At 56.5% G+C, this 15,696-nt stretch carries 15 protein-coding genes; 13 read left to right on the plus strand and 2 right to left on the minus strand.

All coding sequences use genetic code 11. The features are described from left to right. The first annotated feature begins 78 nt into the window (after positions 1-78). The 8 genes from puuE (at position 79) to C8N30_RS09510 (ending at position 9,603) form a co-directional block, all read left to right on the plus strand. Positions 79-1,491, plus strand: a complete 1,413-nt coding sequence (gene puuE, locus C8N30_RS09475) for an allantoinase PuuE (RefSeq protein WP_025064270.1) — start codon at positions 79-81, stop codon at positions 1,489-1,491. Further along, positions 1,488-2,297: a bifunctional allantoicase/(S)-ureidoglycine aminohydrolase gene (locus C8N30_RS09480; protein WP_037968053.1), complete on the plus strand. Its 810-nt coding sequence runs from the start codon at positions 1,488-1,490 to the stop codon at positions 2,295-2,297. Before puuE ends, C8N30_RS09480 begins: the two co-directional genes overlap by 4 nt. After that, complete coding sequence (locus tag C8N30_RS09485; protein ID WP_037968054.1) at positions 2,294-2,782, plus strand: ureidoglycolate lyase; 489 nt, start codon at positions 2,294-2,296, stop codon at positions 2,780-2,782. Before C8N30_RS09480 ends, C8N30_RS09485 begins: the two co-directional genes overlap by 4 nt. 56 nt (positions 2,783-2,838) lie before the next feature. Beyond that, entirely contained in the window at positions 2,839-4,155 is a 1,317-nt protein-coding gene (locus C8N30_RS09490; RefSeq protein ID WP_025064272.1) for a uracil-xanthine permease family protein, read from the plus strand. A 114-nt stretch (positions 4,156-4,269) separates the two neighbouring features. Next, a complete protein-coding gene (locus tag C8N30_RS09495; RefSeq protein WP_025064273.1) occupies positions 4,270-5,493 on the plus strand; it encodes a urate hydroxylase PuuD in 1,224 nt (407 codons plus the stop codon). Positions 5,494-5,567: 74 nt separating this feature from the next. Then, positions 5,568-7,415, plus strand: a complete 1,848-nt coding sequence (mutL, locus tag C8N30_RS09500; RefSeq protein WP_025064274.1) for a DNA mismatch repair endonuclease MutL — start codon at positions 5,568-5,570, stop codon at positions 7,413-7,415. Beyond that, positions 7,412-8,584 carry a DNA recombination protein RmuC gene (locus C8N30_RS09505; RefSeq protein ID WP_025064275.1) on the plus strand — a complete coding sequence of 391 codons (1,173 nt, stop codon included), beginning with the start codon at positions 7,412-7,414 and terminating at the stop codon, positions 8,582-8,584. Before mutL ends, C8N30_RS09505 begins: the two co-directional genes overlap by 4 nt. Continuing rightward, entirely contained in the window at positions 8,581-9,603 is a 1,023-nt protein-coding gene (locus tag C8N30_RS09510; protein WP_025064276.1) for a pyridoxal-phosphate dependent enzyme, read from the plus strand. Before C8N30_RS09505 ends, C8N30_RS09510 begins: the two co-directional genes overlap by 4 nt. Before the next feature lie 21 nt (positions 9,604-9,624). Here the strand turns inward: C8N30_RS09510 and C8N30_RS09515 are convergent, their stop codons facing one another. Both C8N30_RS09515 and C8N30_RS09520 read right to left on the minus strand, forming a co-directional pair. Continuing rightward, positions 9,625-10,275, minus strand: coding sequence for a ChrR family anti-sigma-E factor (locus C8N30_RS09515; protein ID WP_025064277.1), 651 nt, complete (start codon positions 10,273-10,275; stop codon positions 9,625-9,627). 5 nt (positions 10,276-10,280) lie between these two features. Beyond that, positions 10,281-10,787: a sigma-70 family RNA polymerase sigma factor gene (locus C8N30_RS09520; protein WP_051567311.1), complete on the minus strand. Its 507-nt coding sequence runs from the start codon at positions 10,785-10,787 to the stop codon at positions 10,281-10,283. A gap of 291 nt (positions 10,788-11,078) precedes the next feature. Between C8N30_RS09520 and C8N30_RS09525 the strand changes: the two genes are divergently transcribed. From C8N30_RS09525 to C8N30_RS09545, 5 genes are read left to right on the plus strand one after another with little or no spacing between them, the layout of a single operon-like run. Further along, positions 11,079-12,395 (plus strand): NAD(P)/FAD-dependent oxidoreductase, encoded by a 1,317-nt coding sequence (locus C8N30_RS09525; RefSeq protein WP_025064279.1) that lies wholly within the window; start codon positions 11,079-11,081, stop codon positions 12,393-12,395. Further along, entirely contained in the window at positions 12,392-13,150 is a 759-nt protein-coding gene (locus C8N30_RS09530) for a DUF1365 domain-containing protein (RefSeq protein WP_025064280.1), read from the plus strand. The genes C8N30_RS09525 and C8N30_RS09530 overlap by 4 nt, the downstream gene beginning before the upstream one ends. Continuing rightward, on the plus strand, positions 13,147-14,391 hold the full coding sequence (locus tag C8N30_RS09535) for an MFS transporter (RefSeq protein ID WP_025064281.1): 1,245 nt from the start codon (positions 13,147-13,149) through the stop codon (positions 14,389-14,391). The genes C8N30_RS09530 and C8N30_RS09535 overlap by 4 nt, the downstream gene beginning before the upstream one ends. A gap of 1 nt (position 14,392) precedes the next feature. Beyond that, positions 14,393-14,959: a DUF3833 family protein gene (locus tag C8N30_RS09540; RefSeq protein ID WP_025064282.1), complete on the plus strand. Its 567-nt coding sequence runs from the start codon at positions 14,393-14,395 to the stop codon at positions 14,957-14,959. Further along, complete coding sequence (locus C8N30_RS09545) at positions 14,956-15,690, plus strand: SDR family NAD(P)-dependent oxidoreductase (protein WP_025064283.1); 735 nt, start codon at positions 14,956-14,958, stop codon at positions 15,688-15,690. Before C8N30_RS09540 ends, C8N30_RS09545 begins: the two co-directional genes overlap by 4 nt. Positions 15,691-15,696: the final 6 nt, after the last annotated feature.

The following is a 15,696-nucleotide window of genomic DNA, read 5'->3' on the forward strand; positions in this document are numbered from 1 at the left end:
TTGTAGCTCCGTTTTTGCAAATTGCGGGGCAGCGGTGTTTTGTGCAAGGTGACGGCGCACCGCGTGAAAGGACATCCCATGACCCGCTATCCCAGAGACTTTGCAGGCTATGGTGCAACTCCGCCTGATCCACAGTGGCCGAACGGAGCACGAATTGCAGTGCAATTTGTCCTTAATTACGAGGAGGGCGGAGAGAATAACATTCTGCACGGCGATGACGCATCAGAGGCGTTTTTGTCCGAGATTGTTGGCGCTACGCCTTGGCCCGGCCAACGCCATTGGAACATGGAAAGCATCTATGACTATGGCGCACGCGCTGGTTTCTGGCGTTTGCACCGTCTGTTCACAGATGCCCGTGTGCCTGTCACGGTTTACGGTGTGGCCAGCGCGCTGGCCCGTGCGCCCGAGCAGGTCGAGGCGATGCAAGACGCAGGTTGGGAGATTGCCAGCCATGGATTGAAATGGATCGATTACCGCGATCATAGCGAAGCCGCCGAGACCGCCGATATTGCCGAAGCGATCCGCCTGCACACAGAGGTCACAGGTGCAGCACCGAAGGGTTGGTATTGTGGCCGGACCAGTGCCAATACCGTGCGTCTGGCCGCACTTTCAGGTGCGTTTAATTACATTTCAGATACTTATGACGATGATCTGCCTTATTGGACTGACTGTGCCGGCACTGACCAATTGATTATTCCCTACACGCTTGATTGTAACGATATGCGCTTTGCCACCCCTCAAGGCTTCAACAGTGGTGACCAGTTTTATACTTACCTTTGCGATACTTTCGACGCGCTTTATGCGGAAGGAATTACAGGGCAGGCCAAGATGATGTCGGTGGGCCTTCATTGTCGGCTGATTGGCCGTCCGGGCCGTGTACAGGCCCTCGCGCGGTTCCTTGATTACATCAAGGGGTTCGAGGGGGTTTGGACCCCGCGCCGGATCGAAATTGCGGACCATTGGCGCCGCGTACATCCGCCCCGGCCGCGCCTGCGTCCCAGTCAGATGGAACTTGCAGAATTCGTTGATCGGTTTGGCGGAGTGTTCGAACACTCTGCTTGGATCGCAGAGCGTGCCTTTGACTTGGAGCTGGGCCCTGCACATGACAGTGCTGCAGGTCTCCATAATGCGCTGGCGCGCATGTTCCGCTCTGCCAGCCGGTCCGAGCGCCTCGGCGTTTTGGGCGCGCACCCGGATCTTGCCGGAAAGCTGGCCGCTGCAAAAAGCCTGACGGCAGAAAGCACGGAGGAACAGGCCAGCGCTGGTCTGGATGCGCTCACCGAAGGGGAGCGGGCGCAGTTTACCGAGTTGAACAGCACCTATGTAGCGAAACACGGTTTCCCCTTCATCATCGCGGTAAAGGATCATGACAAGGCCGGCATCCTGCGCGCCTTCCAGACCCGCATCGCCAACGACACAGCAACCGAATTCACCATCGCCTGCAAACAGGTTGAGCGCATTGCGCGCATTAGATTGGACCAATTACTATGATTTATGCCTTCCCCCCCGGTGGCCTGCCGGACCAGAGCGTTTCACCTGAAGGCACGGCAGTGTTCACGCCCGCTTATGCCGTCCTGCCCGCCGTAACCCAGCGCGATATCGTGACCAGCTACCTACCGGGGTGGACAGGCATGCGCATGTGGGTGCTCGCGCGCCCGATGTCGGGTTTTGCCGAAACCTTTAGCCAATACGCGGTCGAACTGGCTCCTGCAGGAGGCTCCGATGCGCCCGAAGTGGATGAAGATGCACAATCGGTGATTTTTGTGGCCGGCGGCAGGATAACTCTTAATATTGACGGCGCGCGCCATGTACTGGACGCGGGTGGCTACGCCTATATTCCGCCCGATACCTTGTGGACGGTCTGGAATGACGCGGACGCGGTGGCGCAATTCCACTGGATCCGCAAACGCTATGTCGGGGCCGAAGGTGTGGCTATGCCCGACGCTTTCGTGACCTCGGATCAGGCGGTAGCGCCCGTTGAAATGCCGGATTGTAACGGCGTTTGGGCCACCACTCGGTTTGTTGAGCCCGATGATTTGCGCCATGATATGCATGTCAATATCGTGACCTTCCAGCCTGGTGGCGTAATCCCCTTCGCTGAAACCCATGTAATGGAGCATGGTCTTTATGTGCTCCAAGGCAGCGCCGATTATCTTCTGAACAAAGATTGGGTGCCGGTCGGGCCCGGTGATTTTATGTGGTTGCGCGCTTTTTGCCCGCAGGCCTGTACCGCCACAGGAGACCAGCCATTTCGCTATCTTCTGTATAAGGATGTAAACCGTCACATGCCGTTATGAGCAATGAGCTGCGCGCAGAGCCGCTGACCGCGCAGGCGTTTGCCCCGTTTGGTGACGTGCTGGAGGTAGCGGGGGAGCCTGATAAAATTATTAACGCCGGCTTATGTGGTCGGTATCATGACCGCGCCTTACTCGATTTCGGACCGAACGGGCGCGCGGGCCTGAGCCTGTTCAACGCCCAGCCGCGCAGCCTGCCCTACAGGTTTGATCTGCTGGAGCGGCATCCAGAGGGCAGTCAGGCGTTTATCCCGATGACGCACCATCCGTTTTTGGTGATCGTGGCGCAGGACAACGATGGCATGCCAGGCACTCCCCGCGCCTTTATCACCGCGCCGCATCAAGGGGTGAATTTGCACCGTGGCACATGGCACGGTGTGCTCACGCCACTTTTTTCACCCGGGCTGTTTGCTGTGGTCGACAGAATAGGCACATCCGCAAACCTTCAAGAGGCAAGGCTTGATCTGCCATTCATTGTCGTCCCATAAAGTTTGAGGACCGCCGTAAGAGTGGCCGAGACAAATAAACATCAGGGACGAAATTAATGACAATTACACAGCATAATTATGCCGATCCGAATGAAATGCCGCCGCTGGCACAGGCGGTCCCTCTTGGGTTGCAGCACGTGCTGGCAATGTTTGCCTCCAACGTGACCCCCTCCATCATCGTAGCAGGCGCTGCGGGCCTCGCCTTTGGCGGGGCAGAGCAGGTTTATCTGATCCAGATGGCGATGCTATTTGCGGGCGTGGCGACCCTGTTCCAGACAGTCGGGTTCGGTCCGGTCGGTGCTCGATTGCCGATTATGCAAGGCACCAGCTTTGCCTTCGTCGGGGTCCTTGCGGGCATCGCCGCAACCCAAGGCCTCAGCGTGGCGCTCACGGCTTGCATCATCGGTGGTTTGGGCCACTTTTCTCTGGGGGCTGTGATCCAGCATTTGCGCTTTCTCTTTCCGCCTTTGGTGACGGGCCTCGTGATACTCGCGATTGGCCTTTACCTCATCCCTGTTGCGATCCAATACGCTGCGGGCGGCGCTGCAAAATTTCAGATGGAGGCGGAGAGTTTCGGCTCGCTCAAGCACTGGAGCGTTGCGCTGACAGTGGTGATTGTTTCTCTCGTGCTAAAGTTTTTTACAAAAGGCACGCTGAGCAATTCTGCCATCCTTATCGGATTGATCATCGGCTATCTTCTGGCATTAGCATTCGGGATGGTGAATTTTGGCGCGGTCGGCACAGCGAGCTGGTTCACCAGCATTTCAGCTTTACCCTACGGTTTCGAATTCAGCCTTGGTGCGGTGATCGCGGTCACGTTGGTGTCGATTGTTTCCGCAATAGAAACAGTTGGTGACGTCTCGGCCACCACAAAAGCGGGGGCAGGCCGTCAGGCCACCGACCGTGAAATAGCCGGAGCGACATACGCCGACGGGCTGGGAACCGCCGTTGCAGGTGTGTTTGGTGGTTTGCCCAACACCTCCTTCAGCCAGAATGTCGGCATTGTTGGAATGACCGGCATTATGAGCCGCCATGTCGTGACTATTGGAGGCATCATCCTCATCCTCTGCGGTCTGGTCCCGAAAATTGGCGCTGTTATTGCCTCAATGCCTCTACCTGTTCTGGGCGGCGGTGTGATCGTGATGTTCGGCATGGTCGCTGCAGCGGGCCTCAACATGCTGTCGGAGATTAATATGAACCGGCGTAATATGGTGATTATTGCGGTTTCTCTTGCTGCAGGGCTTGGCCTTAATCTGGTCCCAGAAGCGGTGCAATATCTCCCCGGCGTGGTAAAAATTATGGCAACCTCCGCTGTGGCTCCTACCGCATTTGTCGCCATTTTGCTCAATGTCGTACTGCCCGAGGATGTCTAATCCCGCCAGCGCGGCTTGCACACATACTCCCGCCGCGCTGGCCCTTCTTCATTTTTCAAATTAAACTAAGTTCTGCGCTCCCTTCGCGCACCACCATTTGCTTTCGGAGAATGCATGTACGATCTCGCTGCCCTGTCCTCATGGATCGAATTTGCTGTCCGCTGGCTCCACGTCATCACCGCCATCGCATGGATTGGCAGCTCGTTCTATTTTATCGCCCTTGATTTGGGCCTTCACCGCAACCGCAATCTTGCCTCCGGTGCGGACGGCGAAGAATGGCAGGTTCATGGCGGTGGGTTCTATCACGTACAAAAATACCTCGTTGCACCTGCGCAAATGCCCGATGATCTGATCTGGTTCAAATGGGAAAGCTATGCCACATGGCTGTCGGGTTTTGCCTTGCTGGTCCTCGTGTATTATCTGGGTTCCGAATTTTACCTGATTGATCCTGCGGTTCGGGAGCTGTCTACACTTCAGGCTATTTCGATCTCGCTGGCTTCATTGGCGTTTGGCTGGATCGCCTATGATCAAATCTGCAAAAGCCGGTTTGGGGACAACAACACGCGGCTGATGATATTGCTCTATCTGATTCTCGTTGCGATGGCGTACTTCTATACATCCGTCTTCTCAGGCCGCGCTGCCCTTTTGCATCTCGGTGCCTTCACAGCCACGATTATGAGTGCAAATGTATTCTTCACGATCATGCCAAATCAACGAATTGTGGTGGCCGACCTCAAGGCGGGGCGCACGCCAGATGCCAAATACGGCAAGATCGCCAAGCAGCGCAGTACACACAATAATTATCTTACACTGCCGGTGATCTTTCTGATGCTTAGCAACCATTACCCGTTAGCTTTTGCCTCCGAGATGAACTGGCTTATCGCGGCGCTTGTGTTTCTGATGGGCGTTACAATCCGCCACTATTTTAACAGCTTGCATGCGCGCAAAGGCTCCAAACACTGGACTTGGCTCGCGACATCACTGCTGTTTGTTACCATCATCTGGCTCTCCACTGCTCCGATGTTCAAAGCGCAGGAACCGGAACAAGCGGTGGGTGCGGCCGTCCGTTTTGCACAGGCCGAAGGGTTTGCGCAGGTGTCTGATATTGTAATGGGCCGCTGCTCGATGTGTCACGCCACTGATCCTGCGTGGGAAGGTATGCATTTTGCACCCAAGGGGGTGCGCCTCGAGACAGAGCATCAGATCGCAAATGCGGCGAAGCAGATTTATCTGCAAGCAGGACTTACTGACGCGATGCCACCCGCCAATCTAAGCTACATGCAGCCCGAAGAGCGGGCGCAGATTGTAGCATGGTACCGCGCTGCCACTGGCGGCTGACCCCTCAAATTAGCGGTGGATAACGCGGCACTGCGGGTTTCAGAATCGCACTGCCCTATGCTAGGTCTTGCGGCATGGCCCAACCAAACCCCAATATAAGCGCATCCCAGCCGGTTATCCGTCAACTCGACGAGATGGCGATCAACCGTATCGCTGCCGGTGAGGTGGTCGAACGACCGGCATCTGCAGTCAAGGAACTGGTAGAAAATGCTGTCGATGCAGGGGCCACCCGCATCACGGTTGAGTATGCCGATGGGGGCAAGACACTGATCCGCGTGACCGATGACGGGTGCGGCATTGCGGGGACTGATCTGCCGCTTGCCCTGTCGCGTCACGCCACGTCCAAGATTGACGGGACCGATTTGCTCAATATCCATTCGTTTGGCTTTCGCGGCGAGGCGCTACCCTCGCTGGGTGCCGTTGGGCGCCTTACGATCATCAGCCGGGCCGCCGGTTATGACGGGGCGGAGATCAGCGTGATCGGCGGCAAGCAAATGGCCGTAAAGCCGGCAGGGCTGAGCGCGGGCACCGTCGTGACATTGCGTGATCTGTTTTATGCCACGCCCGCCCGCCTCAAATTCCTCCGCACGGACCGCGCAGAAGCGCAGGCAATCGGCGATGTCATAAAACGTCTGGCGATGGCCGAGCCATTTGTGCGCTTTGTGCTGCGTGATGTGTCGGGCGATGGCCCAGGCTGTGAGGTATTCCGCGCCGAGGCCGAGCAGGGCGATCTGTTCGAGGCACTACATGGCCGTTTGCGTCAGGTGCTGGGGCGTGAGTTTGCAGAAAATTCGCTGGCGATCGATGCAGAGCGTGATGGCTTTCACCTCACCGGTTTTGCAGCGCTCCCCACATATTCGCGTGGCTCTGCAGTAACGCAATATCTCTTCGTAAACGGCCGTCCGGTAAAAGATAAAATGCTAGTCGGAGCTTTGCGCGGTGCCTATTTCGATTTCCTGAGCCGTGACCGGCATCCTGCTGCGGCGCTGTTTGTCGATTGTGATCCCACGTTGGTGGATGTGAATGTGCATCCGGCAAAATCCGAAGTCCGCTTTCGCGATCCCGGTGTGGTGCGCGGTCTTATTGTTTCGGGTCTGCGGCATGCGCTGGCGAATGCCGGGCACCGTGCGTCTTCCACTGTGGCCGATGCCACGCTTGGTGCGATGCAGCCGGAACGCACAGGCGAGGCGCGAATATACCAGATGGACCGCCCCTCGGCCGGAGTACGCAGCGCGGCCTATCAGGCCCAGTCACCTCAAGGTTTTGCCGAGACGCAAGGCATGTGGGGAAGGGTCGAGAGCGTCCCCGACGAGGTTCAGGAGCAATCCGATGCCCGCGCGGATTTCCCCCTGGGCACTGCGCGTGGTCAGGTGCATGAAAATTACATCATCGCCCAAACCGCCACCGGAATGGTGATCGTGGACCAGCATGCGGCCCATGAACGGCTGGTTTACGAAAAGTTAAAAAAACAGATGGCTGCCAATGGCGTTGCGGCACAGTCGCTGCTCATCCCCGAAATAATTGAGCTTTCCTCATCCGACCGAGAGGCAATCCTTGATGTTGCAGAGCAGCTTGCCAGCTTTGGCCTCGGGATTGAGCCGTTCGGAGGTGATGCCATAGCAGTGCGCGAAACGCCTGCGATCCTCGGTGAAGTGAACGCCGAAGCAATGATCCGCGATATTCTAGACGAGCTCGAAGGCGAAGGCGAAAGCCTGCTTGTGCAAGCGCGCATTGAGGCGATCCTGAGTCGCGTTGCCTGCCACGGCTCGATCCGGTCGGGCCGCTGGATGCGCGGTGAAGAGATGAATGCGCTTTTGCGCGAGATGGAGGCGACCCCGCATTCGGGACAATGCAACCACGGGCGCCCCACCTATGTTGAGCTCAAGCTTAGCGATATCGAGCGGTTGTTCGGGCGCACATGATCCAGCTTGGCGGCTTGCAATTTGACCTGAACGATCCGGCCGCGCTGGCATTGGCGATTGGTATCGGATTGCTCGCGCTTGTTCTTGTGCTGCTTGTTGTACTGGTATTGCGCCCCGCGCGGCTTCCTGCGCCGCTTTCGCACCAGCTTTATGCGCTGAGCAACGGACAGGAGCAGCTGCGCGGAAATCTGCAAACCGTGTCCGATACGCAGGCCCGTGCGCAGACCCAGTTGATCCAGAGCCTCGAGGCGCGGCTGGCGGCGGTGCAACTGAAAATGCAGCAACAGCTCGCCCAGATGCAAGAGCGTACCAACCAGACTTTGCACGGCTCTGCGCAACGCACGACTACCAGCCTGACACAGCTGCAGGAACGCCTTGCCGCAATTGATAAGGCGCAGGACAACATCACCAAACTATCGGGAGATGTTCTGTCCTTGCAGGATATCCTGAGCAACAAGCAGACGCGCGGGGCCTTTGGTGAAATCCAACTGAACGATATTGTTTACAAAGCACTGCCATCAGACAGCTATACCATGCAAAAGACCCTTTCTAACGGGCGGCGGGCTGATTGCCTGATCCATCTGCCGAACCCGCCGGGCCCGATCGTTATTGATGCCAAATTCCCGCTGGAGGCTTACGAGGCGCTGCACCGCGCAAAGACGGACTGGGAGTTGAAGTCAGCAGTGGCGAACATGCGGACATCGGTGCGCAAACATATCCGCGACATTGCCGAAAAATACATCCTTGATGGCGAAACCGCGGATGGCGCGCTGATGTTTCTGCCCTCCGAAGCGGTTTATGCTGAGTTGCATGGCAATTTTCCCGAACTGGTGCGCGAGGGATTTGACGCCCGTGTCTGGATCGTTTCGCCGACGACCTGCATGGCGACCCTCCACACCATGCGCGCCATTCTCAAAGATGCCCGAATGCGCGAGCAGGCAGGCGAGATACGCAAGACCCTTCGCCTGCTACACCGCGATGTTGAACTGGTGGTAGAGCGGGTGGGCAAGCTGGACACCCATTTCCGCCAAGCCCGCGAGGATCTCGAAGGGATCGGTACCGCGGCAGAGCGTGCAGGAAAGCGCGCCGCGAGACTGGACAATTTCGACTTCGAAGATGTTGAACCGGCAGACGTGCCACTCCCCCTCCCGAAAGGAACACAGGTATGACAATGCTAACTCCTGATCTCGGCGCACTGTCGCTGGGGGCTATTCGCGCAAATTCGGCGGATCTGGCGGGTGATATTCTCCGCACACCTTGCCTTACGCTTGATACAGGAGTGCTGGCCCGGATTTTGGGCGGCGGTGCTGCTGTATTGAAGCTCGAATGTTTTCAGCACACTGGCACGTTCAAGGCACGCGGCGCATTGAGTGTAGCGCGCAGCCTCGATGCAGAACAGCGCACGCGCGGGATCACTGCGGCCAGTGCGGGGAACCACGCGATTGCAGCAGCTTGGGCCGCACGCCAGATTGGCGCATCGGCCAAGGTGGTCATCCAGTCGAATGCCAATCCGTTTCGCGTAGCGCTGGCGCGTGCAGAGGGTGCAGAGGTCATTATGAAAGCCCCCGGCGCGGAGACATTCGCCGAAGCAGAGCGTTTGGTCCAGATGGAGGGGCGGTATTTCATTCATCCATTCGAGGGCCCGCTTACCTCATTGGGAACAGCAGGTGTCGGGCTCGAATTGATGGAGGACGCACCCGGTCTGGATGCTGTCGTGGTGTCGATCGGTGGGGGCGGTTTGATAAGTGGCATTGCCGCTGCGGTGAAGCAGATGAACCCCGATTGCAAAGTCTACGGGGTTGAACCTGTGGGCGCTGCGGGCATGTATCAATCTCTCCAAACGGGGTCGCCTGTGCGATTGGATGGAGTGAACACCGTCGCGGACAGCCTCGGAGCGCCAATGGCAATGCCTTTGGGATTTGCCCTGTGCTCGGCCTATGTCGACGAGGTTCTTTTGCTCGAAGATGATACGATCTGTGCGGGAATGGTCGCGTTCCAACAAGAGGCTAAGCTGGCAGTAGAACCTGCTGCGGGGGCCGCCCTTGCGGCTGTGATGGGGCCTTTGCGGGACAGGCTTCAGGGCAAGCGGGTGGGCGTGATCGTATGCGGCGCCAATATCGACGCGCAAAGCTATTTGGCACTTATGACCCGAGGGATGCCAGCATTTGACACAATGATAAAATGCTGAGGTCCCTTTGACTTTTCGCGCTTAGATCCGGACGAACTTTTGCAGGATGCGCGGCAGGAAGCCTTCAAAGCGCAATGGCGCGTCTGTTACGGCGAGGCAGATGCAATCTTCGTGAATATCAGCAACCGGGATATGCTGTACGTCTTTACCTGCAACTTCGACATCACCCCGTGCAAAATATTCATCTGCGTCCTGAAACGCCCCTTTCAACACCAGCGTCAGTTCTTTTCCATTGTGGCCGTGGTCCGGCATTGCAGCGCCGGCCGGAATGGAAAGCAGACGCGCACTAGCACCTTTTGACGTTGAAAGGATCGCCTGTTTGACGCCCATGCCGACAGGACGCCACTTAACGCTATCGAGGTCACCGCCAATGTAATTACGCAAAGGTTCAGGCAAGTCGCTGGTCACTGTGTGCTGCACAATTTGCAAAGTTGGTGTCACCTCGTCACCCAAACGGGCCAATGCATGTGCTAGGCTGCCTTCTGTCATCGGTGTCCGGCTTTCTTCCAGCAGGACACCCCCCACAGCATCATAAGCATGCGCATTTGCGCGGCAGGTATCGCAAAGCGAAATATGTGTGGCTGCAATCAAATTGAAAGCTTCGGGAAGCGTGCCCGATGCATATGCAATCAAGGTCGCGTCATCGAGATGGTGTTTTATGCTGTGTGTCATGTTGGCTACTTCATGGCGTGGCGCAGGCGGTCCAGCGCGAGGCGAATACGGGATTTGATCGTGCCAAGAGGCAGACCGGTGATGTGAGAGATTTCAGCTTGGGTCATATCGCCAAAGTAGGCTTGTTCAATCAATTTCCGCTGGTTCTCGGGAAGGGCACTGATTGCTTCGACCAATCGTGCTGTCTCCTGCTGCAGTTCGATAACGTGGGCCTGTTCCGGCTCTGGTTCGGGTCCCCATGTCAGTTCTTCCGGCTCTGGCCGGCGATCACGACGCAACATGTCAATGCGCCGGTTGCGGGCAATCGTAAAAATCCAAGTCGCGACCGAAGCGCGCGTGGGATCAAACTGACCTGCCTTGCGCCACAGGGTTGTCATGACGTCCTGTGCACATTCCTCTGCGATGGTCGCGTTTGTTCCCGATTTCATCAAATACCCTTTGATACGGGGGGCAAAGTGCTCGAATAGATCGGCGAATGCCTGCTTGTCGCGGTTGTCGCGGACACGCACCATTTCATCAACCCACGCGTGATCCTTGCCACTCTTTCGATCATTTTTTTTGTCTGGTTTGTTGTTCACGCACCGGCGCCCTGAAAACTTCACTGGCCCCGCCAAAGCTGTTGGCGCCTGAAGGCAAAAGCCGTCGGACGTTCTGCGCGATGAGGTCTGATGTGTTGTTAACATGTGAGGTTTACGTGGCAAAGCAGTTCTTGGATCAAAAAAGATATTTGAAACTCATTTACATCCACATTCGTATCTGAGCCGTATACCAATTGACCAAAAAAACAGGAAACAGCATCCTTTATGACGTCCCAAGTGCCAAACAAAAATGTCACCACCACAGCAGAACAACGCCGTATTGCGGTAATCGGGGCGGGAATAACCGGAATGGGAGCGGCGCACAGGCTGGCGCTAGATAACCATGTTACCCTTTTCGAGAGTGCCGCGCGGCTTGGCGGGCATGCGCGCACTAAGCTGGCTGGAAAAAATGGCGATCAGCCGGTGGACACAGGTTTTATCGTTTTTAACTACGCCAATTATCCTCACCTTGCGGCCTTGTTCGCCGAACTGGACGTCCCTGTCAAAAAGTCGAACATGAGCTTCGGCGCATCATTCGACGGTGGGCGCTTGGAATATGCCCTGACCAGTCTGAGCGCAATCTTCGCCCAGCGCCGTAATTTGGTGAACCCCGCGTTTCTGGGGATGATCCGTGATCTGGTGAAGTTCAACAAACATGCGCTAACGCTTGCGCAGGACAAGAGCCTGACCCTGAGAGAGTTTTTGGCGAAACTTGGCACAGGTGACTATTTCCGCGACCATTATCTGCTGCCTTTTTCGGGCGCGATCTGGTCGACGCCTACGGAAAAAATCATGGAGTTCCCCGCCCACGCTTTGATCCAGTTTTTCCAGAATCATGCCTTGCTGGACTATTCCGGACAGCATCAGTGGTACACTGTCGAGGGTGGCTCGATCTCTTATGTGAACCGGATCGAGGCCTCTATGATAAACCGAGGTGTAGATATCCGCCTGAACGCCGCAATTCAGGGCGTGCGCCGCGATGCGCAAGGCGTCGAGGTGAAGACAAAGTCCGGGGACTGGGAGCGGTTTGACGAAGTGGTCATGGCGACCCATTCCGACGACACGCTCGCCATGCTCACCGATCCGAGCGCGCAGGAGCAGGCTGCGCTGGGCGCGATCCGCTATCAGCCAAACGATGTTATACTGCATGCCGACACAAGCGTAATGCCAAGGCGTAAGCTGGCATGGGCCTCGTGGGTCTACACGGAAGACGCAAAGATGAAATCCGACAGGATAGATCTGACATATTGGATGAACTCTTTGCAATCCATCCCCGAAGATGATCCGCTATTCGTGACCCTGAACACAAAACGCACGATCCGCGAAGATTTGATTTATGATCGCGTGACTCTGCGCCACCCTGTTTATGATCTGGCCGCTTGGGATGCTCAGGGCAAGGTTCACGCGATGAACGGCGAGCGGCATACGTGGTTTTGCGGGGCATGGTTGCGCAACGGCTTCCACGAGGACGGGTTAGCAACTGCGATGGAAGTTGTGGATGCGCTTCAACAAGGTCAATTCCGCACCCTGGCAGCAGAGTGAACACGCGCGTCGACCATATAGTCGGCCAGACCTATCATGGGCGCAAGGGTAAGGTTGAGAATGCTTTTCGCTACTCCGTCGATTACATTTTGCTCGATACTGAGGCTGTCGTTGAGGGGCCCAGCCTGTTTGCGCGCAACAGCCGCGGACTGATTTCACTGCATGATAGCGATCATGGTGGGCCTCCAAAGGAGGGGCGCGGGGCGGAGTGGGTTCGCGAGGTGCTGGCTCAATACCTGATTTCAGGTGTCACCCGAATCGAGCTTTTGGCCCAACCAAGGGTATTTGGTCATGTCTTTAATCCGGTCAGCTTTTGGCTGTGTCGCCGCGAGGATGGTGCGCTGATTGCTGTCATCTCGGAAGTGACCAACACTTATGGCGACCGCCATAGCTATCTATGCCATCATCCCGATCAGGGCGAAATCACGCGCACAGACCACTTACATGCGGCCAAGATCTTGCATGTATCGCCGTTTCAACCCGTCGAAGGGGATTATACCTTCCGCTTTGATATAAGCGATACACGCATTGGGGTCTGGATAGATTATGGTCGTGCCACAGGCGGCCTGATTGCTACGCTGACAGGCAGACGCGAACCGCTGAGCAACGCGGGAATTCTGCGCAGTCTATTGCGGCGGCCCTTTGGTGCGCGTCGCGTACTTGCCTTGATCCACTGGCAGGCGCTCAAACTGTGGATCAAGGGCGCGCTGTTTCGTAGCCGTCCGGTGCCGCCACGCGATGAAGTATCCAAATGAGCGTTGAGCCGGCGGACAGACGCTTGCCTGCATATGCGCTGTTCGCTGCGTTACTGGCCTGTGCCGGGCTTCCCATCTACATTCACGCTCCCAAATTTTATGTCGATGAGTATGGCGTTTCCCTATCCGCACTCGGCGCTGTCCTATTCGGGCTACGTCTGTTGGATGTGGTACAGGACCCTCTTTTGGGAAGGTTGTCGGAAAAACTGCGCAAGCAGCGCGGCCTTTCGGTTGGTATCGGGTGCTGTGTGATCGCAACGGCCATGCTGGGTCTTTTTGCTGTGCCTCCAATGACAACGCCGGTCTTGTGGTTCGGGATTATGCTTACGCTGGTGTTCTCTGCGTTCAGTTTCCTGACAATCTGCTTTTACGCCCAAGGGGTGGCAAAGGCCGACAAGATGTCAGGCCAGGGGCATCTTCGGCTTGCGCGTTGGCGCGAAACGGGTGGTCTGTTGGGCGTTTGTGTGGCCTCGGTGACGCCCGTTGCGCTTGGCTTTATTGTCGATGCGCCGTTCGCTGGATTTGCTGTCGGTTTCGCGGTGCTGGCGCTTGGCTCCGCACTCGCTATGCGAGGCGAGTGGCTGTCGATAGATGTGCCTGAAGGCACTGGATTTGGCACTGTTTTGCGCGACAGACTGGCACGACGGTTGCTCTTTATTGCACTGTTGAACGCCGCCCCCGCTGCCGTCAGCTCCACCCTATTTCTGTTTTATGTCGAAAGCGCGCTGGAAGCTCCGGGATATGAGGGGCCTCTTTTGTTGCTGTTCTTCCTATCGGCGGCAGGCGCTGCGCCGGTCTGGGGCGCGCTGGCGGAGCGTTTAGGAACCCACCGCGTGCTTCTAAGTGCGATGATACTTTCGATTTTTGCCTTTGGTGGGGCGCTATTCCTTGGTGCAGGTGATGTCTGGCTTTTTGCAGTTGTCTGCATAGCATCTGGCGCTGCGATGGGCGCTGACCTCACGCTTTTGCCTGCGCTCTTTGCTACGCGTATGGCGAAAATATCGCCCTCAGCTGCTGAAGGTTTCGGTTTGTGGTCATTTGTGTCAAAATTTACCTTGGCGTTGGCGGCTGTTATCCTACTTCCAGCACTTGAAGGGGCAGGTTACGTGAGCGGTGCACAGGCACTGCCCCCGGAAAAAGCCGTCGATCTGTTGCGCCTGCTCTATGCAGGTGTGCCGTGTGTACTGAAACTGGCCGCGATATTTTTGCTGTGGCGAACTAAACTTGATGAGGGCGCTTAACATGGGCGATGCAGCAATTTTCTTTCTGGTCGGGGCGGCGGTTGTCTTGGGCATTCTGGCCATACGGCGCAGATTTGGCGATTTTATGGGGCAAAAACCAAATGACTATGGGGATGAATTCCCGCTTTTCGACATGCGTGAGCATCTGAACGGCGCTATGGTTTGTGACGGGGTTATTTTTGGGCCGCTGGGTCGCGTGACCAGCACATTCGAAGCGGATTTCGACATCAGCTGGGATGGCACCATTTGCACGATGAAAGAAGTATTCAGGTACAATGACGGCTCAACCCAGAACCGTGAATGGCGAATAGAGATGGATGGCGGCGGCAATTTTGAAGCTTTTGCCGATGATGTGCCCGGAAAGGGCCGCGGCGAGGTGTCGGGGCCGGCTGTCTTGTTCAACTATCCAATCACGCTGCCCGCAGATGCGGGTGGTCACACGCTTAAGGCATTTGACTGCATGTATCTGACAAAAAACGGCACGGTGGTGAACCGTAGCCAGTTTCGCAAATTTGGTTTTAGGGTCGCCGAGTTGGTTGCCACAATACGGAAGAAGGATACAGAATGATGCAGTGGCAAGGAAAACGGTATTGGCTGGTTGGTGCAAGTGATGGACTTGGGGCGGCATTGGCGCTGCGCCTCAGCCGTGCGGGTGCCGAAGTTATCCTTTCTGCACGCTCTGAGGACAAGCTCAACAATCTGGCAGATAGCTTGCCGGGCAAGACACAGGTCGTGACGCTCGATGTGTCGGATAACGAAAGTGTCATAAAGGCGGCGGAGGCCGTTGGTCCGGTTGACGGTGTTGTTTATCTGGCTGGGGTCTACTGGCCTTTTGGTGCCAAAGAGTGGAACGCAGAGCAGGCAAATGCGATGGCGGACATTAATTTCACGGGTTTGATGCGGGTCATGGGGCAGGTGGTGCCGGATATGGTCGCGCGCGATGCCGGTCATATTGTAATTACCTCCAGCCTGACAGGATTTCGCGGATTGCCGGGCTCGATCGGATATACGGCGGCCAAGGCGGCGACGATGTCGCTGGCGGAATGCATGTACGCGGATCTGCACAAGACCGGCGTGCATGTGCAGGTCGTCAATCCGGGATTTATCAAGACACAGTTGACTGATAAAAACGATTTCAAAATGCCGTTTCTGATGACCCCCGAAGAGGCGTCGCAGGAGGTGTTCGAACACATGAACACCGACAAATTCAAAAAGAGCTTTCCCTTCGCCTTTTCACTTTTGTTCCGCGGAAGCCAGTTTTTGCCGGACTGGCTTTATTTCCGGATTTTCGGCGCCTGATGTTCG

It is taken from the genome of Sulfitobacter guttiformis, assembly GCF_003610455.1.
In the GTDB taxonomy this organism is placed as follows: Bacteria; Pseudomonadota; Alphaproteobacteria; order Rhodobacterales; family Rhodobacteraceae; genus Sulfitobacter; species Sulfitobacter guttiformis.

Excerpts from the sequence above, each read along its gene's own strand:
- C8N30_RS09525 (WP_025064279.1), top strand. The coding sequence starts at position 11,079 with ATGACGTCCCAAGTGCCAAACAAAAATGTCACCACCACAGCAGAACAA.
- C8N30_RS09510 (WP_025064276.1), top strand. The coding sequence starts at position 8,581 with ATGACAATGCTAACTCCTGATCTCGGCGCACTGTCGCTGGGGGCTATT.
- C8N30_RS09490 (WP_025064272.1), top strand. The coding sequence starts at position 2,839 with ATGACAATTACACAGCATAATTATGCCGATCCGAATGAAATGCCGCCG.
- C8N30_RS09545 (WP_025064283.1), top strand. The coding sequence starts at position 14,956 with ATGATGCAGTGGCAAGGAAAACGGTATTGGCTGGTTGGTGCAAGTGAT.
- C8N30_RS09520 (WP_051567311.1), bottom strand. The coding sequence starts at position 10,787 with ATGGTGCGTGTCCGCGACAACCGCGACAAGCAGGCATTCGCCGATCTA.
- mutL (WP_025064274.1), top strand. The coding sequence starts at position 5,568 with ATGGCCCAACCAAACCCCAATATAAGCGCATCCCAGCCGGTTATCCGT.
- C8N30_RS09495 (WP_025064273.1), top strand. The coding sequence starts at position 4,270 with ATGTACGATCTCGCTGCCCTGTCCTCATGGATCGAATTTGCTGTCCGC.
- C8N30_RS09485 (WP_037968054.1), top strand. The coding sequence starts at position 2,294 with ATGAGCAATGAGCTGCGCGCAGAGCCGCTGACCGCGCAGGCGTTTGCC.
- C8N30_RS09535 (WP_025064281.1), top strand. The coding sequence starts at position 13,147 with ATGAGCGTTGAGCCGGCGGACAGACGCTTGCCTGCATATGCGCTGTTC.
- C8N30_RS09480 (WP_037968053.1), top strand. The coding sequence starts at position 1,488 with ATGATTTATGCCTTCCCCCCCGGTGGCCTGCCGGACCAGAGCGTTTCA.
- C8N30_RS09515 (WP_025064277.1), bottom strand. The coding sequence starts at position 10,275 with ATGACACACAGCATAAAACACCATCTCGATGACGCGACCTTGATTGCA.
- C8N30_RS09505 (WP_025064275.1), top strand. The coding sequence starts at position 7,412 with ATGATCCAGCTTGGCGGCTTGCAATTTGACCTGAACGATCCGGCCGCG.
- C8N30_RS09540 (WP_025064282.1), top strand. The coding sequence starts at position 14,393 with ATGGGCGATGCAGCAATTTTCTTTCTGGTCGGGGCGGCGGTTGTCTTG.
- puuE (WP_025064270.1), top strand. The coding sequence starts at position 79 with ATGACCCGCTATCCCAGAGACTTTGCAGGCTATGGTGCAACTCCGCCT.